The sequence below is a fragment of the Subtercola sp. RTI3 genome, from assembly GCF_035018625.1.
Taxonomy (GTDB): Bacteria; Actinomycetota; Actinomycetes; order Actinomycetales; family Microbacteriaceae; genus Subtercola; species Subtercola vilae.
The window spans coordinates 1-16,239 of record NZ_JASJXO010000002.1; the positions used below are offsets into that span (position 1 = coordinate 1).

Consider the following 16,239-nt stretch of genomic DNA (forward strand, 5'->3'; position numbering starts at 1 on the left):
GTTGGTTGGGTTGATGGGATTGTTGACCCGGTCCCGATGTCGAGTGTCGAACAGATCCTCTGCCACGCCGACATCACCACCACCGTGTTCGGTACCCACGGGGAAGTACTCCAGCACGGGAAAACGAAACGCCTGTTCACGACCGCGCAACGGGCCGCCATGGCCGCACGGGATGGCGGGTGTGTGTGGCCGGGCTGCGACCGAGGCCCGTCGTGGTGTGAAAGCCACCACGTCGACGACTGGAAACACCAAACCTACGCACCCGGGCGTACAGACATCGACAACGGGGCACTGCTGTGTCACTTCCACCACACACATGTGCATTCCTCTGAGTGGAAACTCGCCATGCAGAACGGCGTACCGGTGCTGATCCCACCGAAGAGCATCGACTGGGAACAAACCCCCAGACCATGCTCCCAAATCAGATCCAGACGACGCGGCCCCCTCCCCACCGCACCATTACCACCATGGGTCAGACAACCACGACCATACACAACCTGACGACCACCGCCGCGGCGCACTGACTGACCGCCCGCGCCGCTCGCTACAGCAGAACTGTGCCCCGGATGCACGTCGTGCTGCGTCCGCCGACCCAAACGTCGTCCGGGGCGCCTGCCGCAGGGTCCGAGGCGTCGATGAACACCCGTCCCGCGCGGCCGAGGCGCGTGCCCTGCGCCACGATATAGTGTCTCGGAGCGCGACCCGAGCCGATCATCCACTGGGCAAGGCTCGCGTTGAGGCTGCCCGTGACCGGGTCTTCGTAGGGGCTCGCTCCGCCGATGAATGCGCGCACCTCGAACATCGGTTCAGTGTCGGCGTCTGATGCACCGGCTGATTCATCGACCGACACGACGGCCGCATAGCCGGTTGCTGGCGCAACTGTCTGAGAGAACGTCGCGTGCGGGCCAATGAGGCCGATCACGCCAGCTCCGAAGAGGGCTGCATTCGGCTCGACCGCGAGTACGGCGGCGGCCGACGCGAGCAGCAACCCCGGCCATCCGGGGCCATTGTCGACCCATTCGGCCGCAACCACATCAGCAGGGTTGATGCCCAGAATGCGAACCATCTCTTCGAGGTCGCCCTCTGAAATGGGGCCTCCGCGCCGAAGCGGGGGTGCCGCGAATGCGAGCCTGTCGCCGCTTTCGCCGCCGTCACGACGCACACGCACCAGGCCCACCTCGCACTGCTGCACGACCTCCGCCGCACTTTGGGGTACGCCGCCGGCTTCGAGCCAGGCGTGGGCGCTTCCGAGGGTCGGATGCCCGGCGAAGGGCAACTCGCGATCGGGAGTGAAGATGCGCACCCGGTAGTCGGCGCCGGCCGCGCGGGCTTCGGGTGTGGGAGGGAGGAGAAAGGTGGTTTCAGAGAGGTTGGTCCAGTTGGCGAAGCGGGCCAAGGCGACATCGTCGACACCGTCCGCATCGATCACGACCGCCACGGGATTTCCGCCATACGGCGTGCCCGAGAACACGTCGACCTGCACGAAGTCGCGCATCCGAGGTTCCTGCGCAACGCCACTCCCCCGCACCGTCATGCGCTTTCTCCCGCTCGCGCGGGTGCGCCCATAGGTGCGTCGGTGTCGGCGGGCGCGGGCCCGAAGGCGGCCTCTGCCTCGAGCGCGGCAACTCCCGCTGGCCGCCACGGACCCACCCCACACGAACTCGCCCGATCGACATTCCCCACCCCGTCGGCCCAGTCCCGCTCATCCGACGAAGTGGGGAAAGTCGGTTCGGTGGCCGCGGGCGCCGTGAGGTCGACTTGCCCCAGACTGTCGGCTGGGACTGACCGGGGCGACAGAGTGGGGAAAGTCGAACCAACGGCCGCGGAAGTCGATGGCCGGGTACGGGTGGAATGAGGTGCGACAAGGGCGCGGGTGCGCTCAGCGGCGTCAGCGGCACGAGCGCGGTCGTCGGCGGTGTCGCGAGCGCGAATGGCGCGGTAGCCGTCGGTTCGCAGAGCATGCACGGTGGCTGCCATACCAATCAGTCCAATTATGCCCAGAACTAGCAAGAACGTCATGATATTTACCCCATCTGTCACGGAGAGCGACAATTGGCCTGCGATTACGGGCCATGCACCTATCCAATTGCTAATTGGTCTTGAGGTCAACAGACCAATCTGCTTACACTGGTTGGGTGACGGCCCTTCATCTCTCTGCGCGAGCTCTCGACCAGCTTCTTGGCGACTGGAAGACCGGGGCAAGTACATATAGTTCACTGGCCGACCGCATCCGGTTGCTGGTGCTCGACGGCCGCATCCCGGCGGGAAGCCGCCTACCCGCCGAGCGGGAGCTCTCTGCCCGTCTCACCCTCAGCCGCAGCACGATCGGTGCCGCCTACGCAGAGCTCCGGGCATCCGGATTCCTCCGCAGTGTGCGCGGCTCAGGTAGCATCGCGCAACAACCGGCACCCGGCAGCACGGGCACCACCCGGCTGCGTCGGCCCGAAGACCCGCCCACGCAGTCGACGCTCAACGGGTCAGCCGATTCGTATGGTTCGGTGCCATCGGTGCCATCGGCGCCATCGGCGGCATTCGCGGCATTCGCAGAAACCGAGCAATTCGCTACGGCGTGGTCTGCTACCGGATGGTCGATTTCTTCACCCGATCGCACCGCCGGCAATCACACCGCCCGCAATCGCACCGCCTCCGAAATCCCCGCCACCCCCTCCCTTCTCAACTTCACGCAGGCCGCTCTTCCCGCCATCGCCGGCGTGGCCGAGGCCTTCGCCGCCTCGCTCGACGACCTCACCGCTCAGCTCGCGACCCCCGGCTTCGAACCGTTCGGTCTGCAACAGCTTCGCCAGGCCATCGCCGACCGCTACGCCGAGCGCGGGCTGCCGACGCACCCCGATGAGATCCTCGTGACGAGCGGAGCCCTGCAGGGCCTCAACCTCATCGCCCGCACCCTGCTGAGCCGCGGCGACCGCGTGGTGGTCGAGACGCCGACGTATCCACACGCCGCCGACGCACTGGTCGCGGCCGGCGCCCGTCTGGTGCCGGTTGCGGTGACGGCCGGCGAAGGCTGGCACGAAGACGCGATGCTGCAGGCATTCGCGCGCACGGCGCCCGCGCTGGCCTTCCTCATGCCCGACTTTCAGAATCCGACTGGCGAGAGCATGGGCAACGACATGCGCCATCGACTGGTCGAGGCGGCCGAACGCTCCGGCACGGTGATCGTCGCCGACGAGACCACGGCCGAGCTCAACATCGACCGCGAAGGCGAGTTCGCAAACCTGGCTTCGCTCGGTGACGTTGTGCTGCTCGGGTCGGCGAGTAAAACGATGTGGGGAGGCCTGCGCATCGGGTGGGTGCGGGCATCCAGACCCCTCATCAGGCGACTGCTGATCGCCCGCGCATCGGTCGACGTTGGCACGCCGATTCTCGAGCAGCTGGTCGCAACACGCCTCGTTCCGCAGACCACGGCCCTCGTGGCCCTGCGACGAGAGCAGCTGCGCTTCGGCCGCGACACGCTGCACGCCCTGCTGGCCGAGCGCCTGCCCGAGTGGAGCGTTCCGCACCTGCACGGCGGCCTCTGCAGCTGGGTGAACCTCGGCAGGCCCGTGAGCTCGCAGCTCGCCCTCAGCGTGCGCACCCGCGGCGTGCTCATGAACGCGGGCCCGCGGTTCGGGCTCGACGGTGCGTTCGAGCGGTTCATGCGGATTCCGCTCAGCTACTCACCCGCCGAGACCGAACGGGCTGTGGATGCCCTGCAGCACGCCTGGCTGAGCCTCGACGCCCGCGCCGCCACCCCTGACCCCTCGGTCTACGACATGGTGTAGCTGCGGTGCCGGCTGGCTGGCCGACTCAGCGGCTGGATGGCTGGCTTGCTCGCCGGCTGGCTGGCTCTCAGGCCAACCGCACCGAAGCCGCCTCGACCACCTCGGCCGAGCGCCCCGGCGCCCGCTGGTACTGCCAGTAGAGGTTCGTGTGTGCAATGACCTGCTCGGGCGGCGGCGCACCCCACTCGCTCAGGTCTTCAGTGGTGTGCGCGTCGCCGACGAGGGTCACGTCGTACCCGCGCACGAACGCACCGTGCAGGGTACTCCTGACGCACGCATCGGTCTGCGCGCCGGTCACAACAAGACGCCCGACACCCGCCGCGGCCAGCACCTCCTCGAGATCGGTGGCTTCGAACGAATCGCCGTAGAGCTTCTGCACGAGCGCCTCGCCCTCGCGACGCCGAAGCTCCGCGATGTACTGCCAGTTCGCGGCGCCCTGCACCAGTTCGTCACTGGAGTGCTGCACCCACACCACAGGCACAGCCTGCTCGCGCGCCCGCTCCACGAGGCCGGCAATGTTCGCCACCACCTCGGTGCGATTCAGAGCGCTCTCGACCACCCCGACCTGCATGTCGATCACCACCAGCGCGGTGTTCGGCCGGTCTGCCAACGTCGTCATGTCGTTCCCCATTCCGGGCTTCAGACGCCGCCCGCTCGTGCGTCGATTTTAGGCCGGGCACGCATTCGCCGCACGCCTAAGATGGGCCGAGACAGGCAATCGGGGTGGGCGAAATGGCCGAAGTAAGCGCAGCGGTCGTGATGGGCGCTGCGGGCGTGGCGCGCGCGGCGAGAACGAGAAGGGCCTTTACGCTCGTGGCGACCGTGCTCGTCGTCGTGGGCGCACTGCTCGCGCCGGTCGCCATTGTCGCCTCATCAGCGCGCGTCGCCCTCACCGACACCGACCAGTTCGTGGCCGCGTACGCACCGCTTGCACACGACACCTCGGTGCAGAAGCTGGTCACCGACCAGACCGTGAGCGCCATCAACGAACGCATCGACATCGACGCCCTCACCTCGAATGCCTTCGACGGCATTGCCTCGCTCGGAGCCAGCGAGCTTGCGACCCAGGCTCTGGATGCCCTGAAGGGCCCCGCGGCCGCCGGAATCCGCTCGCTGCTGCAGTCGCGCGTCGCGGCCTTCGTCGAATCCGACACCTTCGCCGACGCGTGGGCCACCTCGTTGCGGGCCACGCACGCACAATTGGTCTCCTCTGCGGCCGGCAGCACCACCGCCATCCTCGCGTTCGGCGCCGACGGAACCATCGGCATCCAACTCGGGCCCATCGTCGAGGCAGCCAAAGCCGCCCTCGTGGAGCAGGGCCTGACGTTCGTGGCCGCGTTGCCCACCGTCAACCTGACGTTCGTGGTGGGCACGTCGCAGTCGCTGCCACCCGTGTTGGCCGTCAGCGGTCTCGCCGCGGCCGCGGGCCTCTGGCTGCCGTGGCTGGCGCTCGCCTGCCTGGTCGCCGGCGTGCTCGTCGCCCGGAGGCGGAGCATCGCGACACTCTGGGCAGCGGCCGGCACGGCCCTGACGTGCGCCGCGCTGCTCGCCGTCTTCGCGGTCGGCCGCAGTGTGTTCGCTGGGGCGCTCGGCTCGGCGGGCACCGCCACTGCGCCACCCGCGCCCGGCTCACTCGTGCCGTCTGACACCATCACCGGGCCAAGCACGCTGAACGATGTTGCAACCGTCGTCTACGACGCCACCACCGGCGGGATGCGCGCCGCTACCGTCACCGTACTCGTGCTGGCGCTCGTGCTGGCGGTCGTGGCTTGGCTGGTGTCGCCCCTCACGATCCCGCGACGAGTGCGGAAGACACTATTGGGCTGGCGCCGCTCGCTGTCGCAATTGCAGCTTCCATCGCAACCGCCAGCCGAGCCGTCAGTACCAGCCCCGTCGCCAGCGCCAGCCCCGTCGTCAGCGCCAGCCCCGTCGTCAGCGCCTCACTCGGAAACGAGACCCGAACTCGAACCCGCTTCAGCGTCTGACTCCGTATAGCTGCCATCGGCCTCGGCCGGGCGGTCTTCGCGATCGTCACCCTCGGTGTCGGTGTACGAACCTTCGCCCGTGCGCGACGCGGCCATTGGTGTGACACCGGCCGACGCATCCTCTTCAGGGTTGAAGTGCGAACCCTCGGGGTCATGACCCACGGCCAGGCCATCGTCGGTGTTGGGGATCGTTCCGTCGGTACCGAGGTTCGGCTTCTCGTTGCTGTCTGACACAGGTCTGCCCTCTTTCGTCATCGAACGAGCCCACTTCGGCTCGTCACCCTAAGACGAGTGGCGCACCCGTTTCGTCACACATCGAGCACGACTTTTCCGCGCTGGCCACCTGCCGCGACCGCCGCCTGAGCCGCCGCGACGTCGTCGAAGGCGAAATGCCGGGTAGGCGGCACCGTGAGTTCGCCCGCCACGGCAAGCGCGGCCAGCTCGGCGAGAATTCCCGACGTCTGGTCGCGGGCACCTCCTGAGGAGAACACCACCCCGAGCCCGTACGCAGCCGGGTCGGCGATGGTCACGACGCGCTCGGGGCCTCCGACGAGCTCGATCGAACCCGGCAGAACGCCTCGCCCGGCCGTGTCGAGAACGGCATCGACGCCGTCGGGCGCAAGCTCGCCAATACGCTCGAAGACACCGTCGCCGTAGAGCACCGGGTGAGCGCCGAGCTTACGCAGGGCATCCGAATCTCGCGCACTGCCGGTACCGATGACGGTGATGCCGTGCGCCACAGCGAGCTGAACGGCGATGGCCCCCACCGAGCCGGCGGCGCCGTGGATGACCAGGGTCTCGCCGGGCGTCAGCTTCAGCAGCCCGAGGGCGCGCAGCGCGGTCTCGCCGGCCACGGGAAGGGCCACCGCCACATCCCAGTGCAGCCGAGAAGGCTTCAGGGCGACCACGCGGGCCGTTGCGAACTCGGCGTAACCGCCGCTCGTCGCCCAGCCGAACACCTCGTCACCGACGCTCAGCCCTTCGACCGCGATGCCCACCGCTTCGACCACTCCGGCCATCTCACTACCGGGGATGACGGGAAAAGTGGTCTTCACGAACTCGCTCATCGCACCGGAGCGCAGTTTGAGGTCGTATGGGTTCACCGCCGCGAGCCGCACACGAACCAGCACCTCGTCGACCCCGGCGACCGGTCGGGCGACCTCTCTGATCTCGAGAACCTCGGTGCCCCCATACGAACCGAACGTGATTGCCTTCATCTGCGCTTCTCCTCGACGAGCCTCGGTGCGATCTGGTGCGTTCTGCGTGATTGGCTGGATCTGCCAGATCGTTGCGTTCTGCCAGATCGGCGCGTTCAGCGCGTCGCTGCGGCGAACCAGCCCAGTCTGGCGCTCACGACGCCCGAAGTCACCCCATCTGGCGCACAACGTCACCCGGCTGCGCGGCAGAGCGCGTATTCGTTCCGGTGTCCGTATCCGCGTCCGTATCCGTATCCGTATCCGCGCCAATGCCCGTGCCCACGCCCACGCCCATGCCCATGCGGCGAACCGCCGCCGGTCGCCCGAACCTGCTGGCCCGCGACAGGATGCCCGCCAGAGCTTCGAGGTCGTCGTCGCCCAACGCAGCGATCTCCGGCGGGGCCGGCGGGCGCAACCGATCGACGCGCCCGAGCGCTGCCCGACCGGAGGGTGTGAGATCGACGATTTTGGCCCGCCTGTTGGCGGGGTCGACAACCCGTGCCACAAGGCCGTGTGCCTCGAGGTCGTTCACTGCGACGGTGGCGGCCGGGGCATCCATCGACGCCACATCGGCCAGCGCCTTCAACGTGAGCGGGCCGTCGGCCAGGCGGCGCAGAACCCGCACTCGACTGAACGGCAGGCCCACCTCCTCGGCGGCCTGGCGGCGCCACTCGCCGAGGTGCTGGGTGGCGAGGGCCATCAGCGACGCCCACACCTCGTCGGCGGCGATGCTCACTGGATGCCTCCGCGTGCCTCGCCGGCGGTGATCACGTCGGTGTGCGATGCGGCGGGTTGCCCGGCGGCTGGCCGCACCGAGGTTGGCTGCGATGCGTCGGTCTGCGATGCGGCAGCCTGCACAGCACCCCGCGCCGTCGCGCTGACCTTCACTGCGCCCGTCGCCACCGGCTCGGCCAGCAGATGGCCGATCTTCTCGGTGGTCTGGCGCGCCCACGCCGTGGTCGAGGCGATTCCGAGCGCCGCGATGGTCAGGCCGCAGCCCACCACGATCCACCACATGGCGTGGGTCGCAATGGCGAAGCCGGCCCCGATCAGCGCCGACGCACCCGCGCCGGTCACGGTGCCGGCGAGCGCAACACCCACGGAGACGCCCACCTGGCGACTGGTCGAGGCGAGCCCCGCGGCCACGCCCGCCTGCGAGAGGGGCATGCCCGAAACCGCGGTGGTGGTGATGGGCGCATTGACCATTCCGAACCCGAGGCCGAACAGAACGTACGACACGAGCAGCTGCGCGTCAGGCGTCGTGGCCGTGAGAAACGTGAGTGAGACCGCACTCGCGGCGAGCAGCGTTCCGGCGATCACCAGCGAGGGGCGGGTTCCGAACCGGCCTACCAATCGCCCCGAAATGAGCGAACAGACCAGGGTGGCGATGGCGAGGGGCAGCATGTAGATACCCGTTTCGAAGGCACTGAGGCCCCGAACATCCTGCAGGTAGAGCGCATTGATGAACAGAAACGCGCCGTACGCCGCGAAGGCGCAGAGGGCGATGATCGTCGCCGAGCTGAACGGAACGCTCTGAAAGAACCGCAGGTCGACGAACGGCTGGGCCGTGCGGCTCTCGTGCCGCAGCAACAGCACCACGGCCACCGCGCTCAGCACGAACAGGCCGATGATGAGCGGCGACCCCCAGCCCTGCCGGGTGCCCTCGATGAGCCCGAACACGAGCGACACCAGCGCCACGATCACGAGCAGCTGGCCGATCGGGTCGAGCTTGCGGGCCTTCGTCGCTCGCGACTCCGGCACGAAGATGGCGCACAGGATGATCGCCGCCACCCCCACCGGAACATTCACCCAGAACACCGAACGCCACCCCACGGTCTCGGTGAGCGCGCCGCCCACCAGCGGCCCGAACGCCATCGACACACCCACGATCGCGCCCCACACGCCAACCGCGCGGGCCCGCGCCTTCTTCTCGGTGAAAGTGTTGGTGATGATCGACATGGCCACGGGGTTGAGCATCGAACCGCCGAGCGCCTGCAGAACGCGGGCGAAGATGAGAAAGCCGATACTCGGCGCGACACTGCAGAGCAGCGACCCGATGCTGAAGATAACGAGCCCCACCTGGAACACCCGCCGCCGGCCCAGCCTGTCGGCGGTCGAGCCGGAGAGCAGCAGAAAGCTGGCGAGCGTGAGCGTGTAGCCGTCGACGATCCACTGCAGGTCGCTGATCGACGCGTTGAGGTCGCGGCTGATGGCGGGGAGGGCGACGTTGACGACCGTCGCATCCATCGACACGATGAACAGGCTCATGCAGCAGATAGCGAGGATGAGCCCCTTCGGGGCCGGTTTGCGTGGCATGCGCCCGGGCTTCACGGCGCGGGAGGGTGACTTCGAAACAGTTGTAAACACACAATAATTGTGAACACGTAACTATCGGTTGTCAAGCCGGTAGTCAAACCGAAACAACGTGAGATGGGTTGTGGCACGGGAGATTCAGCCGGCGAGCAGCCCGAGCGAAACAGCCCAGAGGCGTTCGGCGTTCGCCGGGTCGAGGGCCCACTGCTTGACGCCGTGTGGATGCTCGGCGAGACGCGCGTCGTCGGCAACGGTGTACGCCTCGACTGCGTCGTCGAGGTAGTGGCCGCCCGTGCTCGCGAACTCGGGCGCGACCGCCGCGACAAGGGTGGTCGCCGCACCCTGCGCGATGCTCTTGTATGCAAAGACTCCCGCCGCCTCGGCTGCGTCGAGTGACGACTTCTGGCTGGCCGAGAAGTTGCGCTGCAACCCCGTCGCCACCCCGCCCGGGTTGACGGCGTTCACGACAATTCCGTCGGCGGCCCACAATCGGGTCGCCTCGACGGCGAACAGAGCGTTCGCGGTTTTCGACTGGGCGTATGCGAGCTGCGGATCGTAGTCGCGCCGCTCGAAGTGCAGGTCGTCGAAATCGACGTTCGCGCGCATGTGCGCGGTCGAGCTGAGCGAGACAATGCGGGCGCCGCGGTGGCCCGCCGGGGTCGGGCGCCCGGATGCCCTTGGTGCGCCCGAAGCGCCCACCGCCAGCGCATCGTGGAGGCCGACCGAGAGGGCGAAGTGCCCCAGGTGGTTGGTGGCGAGTTGCAGCTCCCAGCCCTCACGGGTTCGTTCGAGACCGCTCGTGACGAGACCAGCGTTGTTGACGAGCAGGTGCAGGGGGGCATCCCATGCCCCGACGAACGCAGCGATCGATGACCGATCGGCGAGGTCGAGGGGGCGCACGTGAGGCCGCGCGCGCCCGGTCGATCGTGCGATCGCGTCGGCCGCCGCGTCGCCGGCCGCCCGATTTCGCACAGCCAGGGTGACCTCGGCCCCCGCCGCCGCGAGCGCCCGGGCGGTCTCTCTCCCGAGCCCCGACGACGCTCCCGTCACGATGGCACGCAGGCCCGTAAGGTCAACTCCGCGCAGCACGTCATCGGTGGTGCTGTCTGCGGTGAATCTCGTCGTGATCAGTCGGGGTGTCGTCATGCATCCACTATACGCACTAAGCCATAGTTGTCTAGTTGAATGATCCGCCATATGATCGTCGGTATGAGTTCAGTGCCTGCAGTACCCGTGTCGGGCTCAGCATTAGCGGCATCACCCCCCTCACCCCCAGCGCCCACCGAGTCAGACCGTAGGTCCGCCGTCTTGGAGTCTGCGCTACTCACGTTCGCGCGCTTCGGCTATCAGAAGACCTCGATGAACGAAGTGGCCCGCGCCGCGCGCATCTCCCGGCCCGGCCTCTACTTTCTCTTCGACTCGAAACCGGCCCTGTTCCGGGCGGCTGCAACCCAGGCGCTGCTGCGTGACCTCGAGACCATCGAACGTGTTCTCGCCGACACGGCCACCCCGCTCGACGAGCGGCTGGTCAGGGCTTTCGATACGTGGGCGGGTTCGTACGTGGGGCCCCTCACCGCCGACATCAGCGCGGTCATCGCCGACAACCCCGACCTGCTGGGCGCAGTGGTCGAGACGGCACCGCGCCGGTTCGAAGAACTGGTGACCGCCGCCATCGCCGCTCGTGCCAGCGCCGGCGCAGCGGCACCCGTAGCGCAGACCCTCATCAGCGCATCCCTCGGCATCAAACACCAGGCCGCCTCGCGCGACGACTACCTCGCGCGCATGACCGTCGCCATCGGCGTGGTGCTCCGCTGACGACCGCTCAATCGTCGAGTTTCATGAGCGACCGATGACGGGTTCGATGCGGCGGCGCTGCCCGGGCTCCCTGGCGGTGAGAAAGTCGAGGTCGGCACCGCGGTCGGCCTGCTCGACGTGCTGCTGGTAGAGCATCGGCCAGCCGCGCACGTGCTGAGAGACGGGTGCCACCCACTCCCGCCGGCGGCGATCGAGTTCTTCGGCCGATACGTCGAGATCGAGGATTCCCGCCTCAACATCGACGGTGATCATGTCGCCGTCACGCACGAGTGAGATGGGGCCACCGACGGCACCTTCGGGCGAGACGTGGAGAAAGACGGTACCGAAGCTGGTGCCGCTCATGCGCGCATCGCTGATGCGCACCATGTCGGTGACGCCCTCTTCGAGCAGCCGCCGGGGAATCGGAATCATGCCCCACTCGGGCATGCCCGGCACCCCCACCGGCCCACTGCCGCTCAGCACGAGCACGTGGTCTGCGGTGACATCGAGATCGAGATCTTGGGTGCGCTCGCGCATCTCGTCATAGCCGTGGAAGACCAGAGCAGGCCCCCGGTGCTTCCACAAGCGCGGGTCAGACGCAGCGGCCTTCAGAACGGCGGTGCCGGGCGCCAGGGTACCCGAAACCGAACGGATCGCGGGCCCGCCCACGACGGGGTCGGAGACCGTTCGAATGGCCCTGGTTCGCAGGTTGTCGTCGAGGGGAGCCCGGGCCGAGGCCGTCAGAGGGTGACCGGTGCACGTGAGGGGCTCCGCCTCGATGGCGTCTCCGAGCTCGAAGACCAGAGACGGTACGCCACCGGCGCGATCGAGTTCGCGCATGAGGCCACTGCCACACGGTTGAACATCGGCGATGACCGGGATGCCGTCGCCCGCTGCCGAGACATCGCTCGGCCCGAAGACGATTCCGGCCCGCCCGGCGAGAGCGGCAAGGTGAATGACGGCGTTCGTCGACCCACCCACCGACTGCAGAATGCGCGCGGCATTGCGAAACGATGCGGGCGTGAGAATCCGTGAGGGTGTGAGGGCTTCTTCGATCATGCCGATGATGCGTCGGCCTGACTGGTACGAGAGCTCCCGGCTCGGATCCTGGCTCGCCTGCACTGTCGCCGCACCGGGCAGGGTGAAGCCGAGCGCCTCGACCACCATGGCCATCGACGAAGCGGTGCCGGCCGTGTTGCACGAGCCGCTGCCGCAGGCATAACACGCCTCGAATCGACGCCACTCCGCGTTGTCGATCTCGCCGCTGCGGTAGCGATCCATCTCGCGCCAGAGGTCGGTGCCGGTGCCGATCTCCCGGCCATCGAAGACGGGTGCCGGGCGGTTGCCGCCCACGATCTGGATGGTCGGCAGATCTGCACTGATGGCGCCCATCAGGGCGCCGGGGGTCGTCTTGTCGCAGTTGGTGAGCAAGACCACGCCGTCGATGGGGTTGGCGCGCAGCAGCTCTTCGACCTCCATCGAGAGCAGGTTGCGATAGAGCATCGCGCTCGGCTTCATGAGGTCTTCGCCGAGCGACATCGCCGGCATGACCATCGCCGTGCCACCCGCGTCTGTCACGCCTCGCCGAACGTGCTCGGCGAGTTCGCGCAACGGCAGATTGCAGGGGTTCGCGTCGCTGCTGGTGTCGATCACGGCGACGATCGGACGACGCACACCCTGTTCGATCTCGCCGCCGCCCATTCGCACGGCGACGCGATGGGCGAGCGCGACCTCATCGTCGCCATCGAACCAGGCACTCGATCGAAGAGTGTTCATGACGCATCCGTTTCGCCCGCCACGAATCCGAGGCTCGAGATGGTGTCACTCGCGGCGGCGATGAGCCGTTCGAGTGACCCCGCGGCGACCACGGTCTGCCACGCCTGGTAGCGGTCTTCGCGATAGGCGCCTTCGGGCGGCAGATACACCCAGCCGGGGCCATTGGTCAGGTTCATGACGACGATCGTCGCCGACGGAAACCGGGCACGAAGTGTCGACTGCAGCGCCGAGTACGCCTCGCCGGGATGAGCGACGAAGACCGCCTGGCCGAACCGCCACACCCAGAGGGGATGCACGGGGTGATCCATGTCGACATACGTGCGCCGCAGGCGCACAGCCCGGCGCAGGCGTTCGGCCCGACTCCGCGGGTCGATAGCGGCCCACTCCTGTTCGAGTTGCTCGAGGGGCGGCAGCACCTTCACCTCGACGGGAACCTCGCGATACACGCGTGCCGACGCGCGCTGCCATGTGGTGGGCACCGGCTGCCAGATCGCGAGCGGCGCACCCGACTGAATGACGTCGCCCAGCACGAGCCCTTTGCCGGGAGTAGGCATGGTGAGCAACACGCCGAGCACGGCGTGCCCGAGTGATGCACCATGTCGATCGGCGAGGCGCAGGTCGCCGCTGTACTGCTGCCGTGGGCCCAGCTCGCCGCTCGCCCCCTGAAGAAAGAGGCAGGGCGCGGCGGTCTCCGCCTCGACGACGGTTCGCATCGGGCCCACGAAGTCGGCCGAGAGATGACTGTTCTCGTAGCCGAGGGTCGTCGGGTGGCAGGCGTAGTTGACGATCGTCGCCAGCAGCCTGCCATCAGCCCCGCTTGCGCGCCCCACAAGGAGGGTCTGGTCGGGTTCTTGGTCGGGGTCGAAGCCGAGCAGCGCCTGCCCGTCGTGCAGCAGATCACGCACCGCAGCGAGGGTGTGCTGGCCCGTGCTCCACACCAGTTCGGCGGGCTGGAGGTCGCCGACAGCCCGAACGGCCGCATCCGCAGCCGCAGCCGCCAGGTCGTCGAGGTAGCCGGGCACGAGCGCGCCGCCCTCGAGATCCGCGTCTTCGCGGCAGATCGACGGCCCGGCGTGGGTGTGGGTGAGGTGCAGAAGAACCTGGTCGGCCACGAGCCCCGTTGCAGTGAGCACCGCGCCCCGAACCTGCTGCTCGTCTTCGATGGTGCGCCACCAGCCGAGATCGGCGGTGATCACGAGGGAGCGCCGGGCCGCGGGCGTTGCCGCATTCTCCGCGTCGGTCGACTCCAGCGCGAGGGCCGTCAGGGTGAGCGCGCCGTGCACGCCCGTGCTCAGATCGGCGTCGCCATAGCCCCAATTGCGCATGCGGATTCCGACGGGCGCGCTGATGTCGGCACGGGCCACGCCGATCTTTCCGCTCCAGCCGGGCAGGGCGTAGCTGGGCGGGGCTGCAGTCGGAGAGAAGGTCGGCGTCGGCACAGTGAAACCCTAGACGAAGCGGTCAAATTGACGAAACATGTTCGTGAAGGCGGAACGAAAGGGGCCAACGTGCCCAATTTGTTCGGCTGAAACGAACGGTGTTGTTTTTTCAGAAACGCCTTCATACACTCAACCGACCGGGCATCGAGCCCTGGCTCACCGCAGAGAGGCACCGATGACGCAGCTGTTCATGACCCACCCGGGGCCGCTCGACCTCGTCACCCCGGTGCCCCTCAGCGACGGCATCACCCTGCGCCCTGCTACGAAGGCAGACGAATCGGCGATCGCTGAAACGCTCGCCGAAAGCTTCGCCGAGGCGTGGGACATCGCCCGGGTTCGCGCCGAGCTCACCGAAGCCACCGACGTGCCCGTCACCTGGGTGGCCGAAGACGCGCAGGGCATTCTCGGCGTCGCGTCAGAACGGGTCATGCCCGACGCCTACCCGGGCGCCGGCTACGTGCACTACGTCGGTGTACTCGATCGCGCCAGAGGGCGACGCATCGGCGCGGCACTCACGGCGCGCTGCGTTCAGGGCTTCTTCGAGCGCGGCCTGACCCGCACCGTTCTTGAGACCGACGACTTTCGCGCGCCGGCCGTGGTCACCTACCTCCGCCTCGGATTCGTGCCGACCTACCGCAGCGAGCTCGAGCAGCACGCCTGGTCGGCCCTGTTTCCCACCCTCTTCGGCACGAAGCACTGACGCACCTCGCTGGCACGCCTTCGTGTCAGCCCCGCTTCGTACCCCCTCACGAAAGGAACATCCACTGTGGCATCACAGCCCAAACTGAGAGTCGGCATCGCCGGAGCAGTTCGCGGTGGCGGCTTCATCTCAGGTCTGCGCGCCGAGAGTGATCGCGCCGAACTTGTCGCCGTCTACGACCCCATTGCCTCTGCCCGCGAATCGTTCGCCGCGACCAACGAGGTCGAGTTCGTGTGCGGGAGTTTCGACGAGCTGCTCGACCACGTCGACCTCGTCATCCTCGCGTCACCGCAGCAACACCACACCCCTCAGGCACTGGCCGCGCTCGCCCGCGACATCCACGTGCTGAGCGAGGTGCCGGCCGCCGTGAGCCTCGAGCAGGCCAATGCCCTCGTCACGGCAGTACGCGAGTCGAACGCCCAGTACATGATGTCGGAGAACTACGGCTACATTCGCGAGAACCTGATCGTTCGCGAAATGGTGCGCGAAGGAGCCTTCGGCGACCTGTACTACGGCGAGGGCGAGTACCTGCACGAGATGAAGACCTGGCACACCGCGGCGACAGGCGAGCGCACCTGGCGTTACTACTGGCAGGTCGGGCGCGACGGTATCACCTACCCCACCCACAGCCTCGGGCCCCTGCTGCAGTGGTTCGGTGACCGTGTCGTCTCGGTCAGTTGCGTGGGAACCGGTCGGCACACCGACCCGGAACACGAACTGCAAGACACGACCATCCTTCTCGCGCGCACCCTCAAGGGCCGACTGCTGCGCCTTCGCTTCGACCTGCTGTCGAACCGCCCGGAGCTCTACGCCTACTACGCCATCCAGGGCACCGAGGGCGCTTACGAAGCGGCCAGAACGGTCAACTCCGAGGCCGTCGTCTATCTCAACGGGCGTTCACCCGACGGGGTGTGGGAGCCGCTGGAGAAGTTCGCCGACCTCTATCTGCCGAGCCGGTACAACCAACCCGGTTCGAAAGACACCCACTGGGGTTCGGATGCCTGGCCGGTGCGCGACTTCATCGAATCGATCCTCACCGGCACCACACCGGAGATCGACGTCTACGCCGCGCTCGACATGACGCTGCCCGGCATTCTCTCCGAGCTGTCGATCGCACAGAACGGAGCATGGGTGCACGTGCCGAATCCCCGCTTCTTCACCGGAGGCATCGGCGTCGAGCCGTCGAGGGAAGCCCCGCTGGCCTGAAGCAGCCCCACATCTGTACCAACGATCATCCTGAACACCAACGAAAGGAAC

15 protein-coding genes are annotated in these 16,239 nt (G+C 67.7%); 5 read left to right on the top strand and 10 right to left on the bottom strand.

Annotated elements, in window-relative coordinates; all coding sequences use genetic code 11:
• Positions 1 to 544: 544 nt before the first annotated feature.
• Positions 545 to 1,495: a PhzF family phenazine biosynthesis protein gene (locus tag QN358_RS01435; RefSeq protein ID WP_323511330.1), complete on the bottom strand. Its 951-nt coding sequence runs from the start codon at positions 1,493 to 1,495 to the stop codon at positions 545 to 547.
• A 35-nt stretch (positions 1,496 to 1,530) separates the two neighbouring features.
• Positions 1,531 to 1,977, bottom strand: coding sequence for a hypothetical protein (locus QN358_RS01440; RefSeq protein WP_323511332.1), 447 nt, complete (start codon positions 1,975 to 1,977; stop codon positions 1,531 to 1,533).
• A 158-nt stretch (positions 1,978 to 2,135) separates the two neighbouring features.
• Here QN358_RS01440 and QN358_RS01445 point away from each other — a divergent pair, with 158 nt between their 5' ends.
• On the top strand, positions 2,136 to 3,779 hold the full coding sequence (locus QN358_RS01445; RefSeq protein WP_323511334.1) for a PLP-dependent aminotransferase family protein: 1,644 nt from the start codon (positions 2,136 to 2,138) through the stop codon (positions 3,777 to 3,779).
• A gap of 67 nt (positions 3,780 to 3,846) precedes the next feature.
• Here the strand turns inward: QN358_RS01445 and QN358_RS01450 are convergent, their stop codons facing one another.
• The gene (locus QN358_RS01450; RefSeq protein ID WP_136640335.1) at positions 3,847 to 4,398 is read right to left on the bottom strand and encodes a cysteine hydrolase family protein; all 552 of its coding nucleotides are present in this window, start codon (positions 4,396 to 4,398) and stop codon (positions 3,847 to 3,849) included.
• A gap of 113 nt (positions 4,399 to 4,511) precedes the next feature.
• On the opposite strand from QN358_RS01450, the gene QN358_RS01455 reads away from it, so the two are divergent.
• On the top strand, positions 4,512 to 5,774 hold the full coding sequence (locus QN358_RS01455) for a hypothetical protein (protein WP_323511337.1): 1,263 nt from the start codon (positions 4,512 to 4,514) through the stop codon (positions 5,772 to 5,774).
• Here the strand turns inward: QN358_RS01455 and QN358_RS01460 are convergent.
• From QN358_RS01460 to QN358_RS01480, 5 genes are all read right to left on the bottom strand, one after another.
• On the bottom strand, positions 5,720 to 5,998 hold the full coding sequence (locus QN358_RS01460) for a hypothetical protein (RefSeq protein ID WP_162501125.1): 279 nt from the start codon (positions 5,996 to 5,998) through the stop codon (positions 5,720 to 5,722). The two genes, QN358_RS01455 and QN358_RS01460, sit on opposite strands and share 55 nt — an antisense overlap.
• Positions 5,999 to 6,072: 74 nt before the next feature.
• Positions 6,073 to 6,981, bottom strand: a complete 909-nt coding sequence (locus QN358_RS01465; RefSeq protein WP_323511339.1) for an NADP-dependent oxidoreductase — start codon at positions 6,979 to 6,981, stop codon at positions 6,073 to 6,075.
• A gap of 148 nt (positions 6,982 to 7,129) precedes the next feature.
• Positions 7,130 to 7,696, bottom strand: coding sequence for a MarR family winged helix-turn-helix transcriptional regulator (locus QN358_RS01470; protein ID WP_201799191.1), 567 nt, complete (start codon positions 7,694 to 7,696; stop codon positions 7,130 to 7,132).
• Entirely contained in the window at positions 7,693 to 9,327 is a 1,635-nt protein-coding gene (locus tag QN358_RS01475) for a DHA2 family efflux MFS transporter permease subunit (RefSeq protein ID WP_323511341.1), read from the bottom strand. Before QN358_RS01475 ends, QN358_RS01470 begins: the two co-directional genes overlap by 4 nt.
• A gap of 84 nt (positions 9,328 to 9,411) precedes the next feature.
• Positions 9,412 to 10,419: an SDR family NAD(P)-dependent oxidoreductase gene (locus QN358_RS01480; protein WP_323511343.1), complete on the bottom strand. Its 1,008-nt coding sequence runs from the start codon at positions 10,417 to 10,419 to the stop codon at positions 9,412 to 9,414.
• 87 nt (positions 10,420 to 10,506) lie between these two features.
• Between QN358_RS01480 and QN358_RS01485 the strand changes: the two genes are divergently transcribed.
• Positions 10,507 to 11,088, top strand: a complete 582-nt coding sequence (locus tag QN358_RS01485) for a TetR/AcrR family transcriptional regulator (protein WP_323511452.1) — start codon at positions 10,507 to 10,509, stop codon at positions 11,086 to 11,088.
• Positions 11,089 to 11,109: 21 nt separating this feature from the next.
• On the opposite strand, the gene QN358_RS01490 is transcribed toward QN358_RS01485, so the two are convergent.
• Together QN358_RS01490 and QN358_RS01495 are read right to left on the bottom strand one after the other, a co-directional pair.
• Entirely contained in the window at positions 11,110 to 12,843 is a 1,734-nt protein-coding gene (locus tag QN358_RS01490) for a dihydroxy-acid dehydratase (protein ID WP_323511345.1), read from the bottom strand.
• Positions 12,840 to 14,282, bottom strand: a complete 1,443-nt coding sequence (locus QN358_RS01495) for a hypothetical protein (RefSeq protein WP_323511347.1) — start codon at positions 14,280 to 14,282, stop codon at positions 12,840 to 12,842. Before QN358_RS01495 ends, QN358_RS01490 begins: the two co-directional genes overlap by 4 nt.
• Positions 14,283 to 14,457: 175 nt before the next feature.
• Here QN358_RS01495 and QN358_RS01500 point away from each other — a divergent pair, with 175 nt between their 5' ends.
• Both QN358_RS01500 and QN358_RS01505 read left to right on the top strand, forming a co-directional pair.
• On the top strand, positions 14,458 to 14,982 hold the full coding sequence (locus QN358_RS01500) for a GNAT family N-acetyltransferase (protein ID WP_323511348.1): 525 nt from the start codon (positions 14,458 to 14,460) through the stop codon (positions 14,980 to 14,982).
• A 66-nt stretch (positions 14,983 to 15,048) separates the two neighbouring features.
• Entirely contained in the window at positions 15,049 to 16,188 is a 1,140-nt protein-coding gene (locus QN358_RS01505; protein ID WP_323511350.1) for a Gfo/Idh/MocA family oxidoreductase, read from the top strand.
• The last annotated feature ends 51 nt before the right edge of the window (positions 16,189 to 16,239 follow it).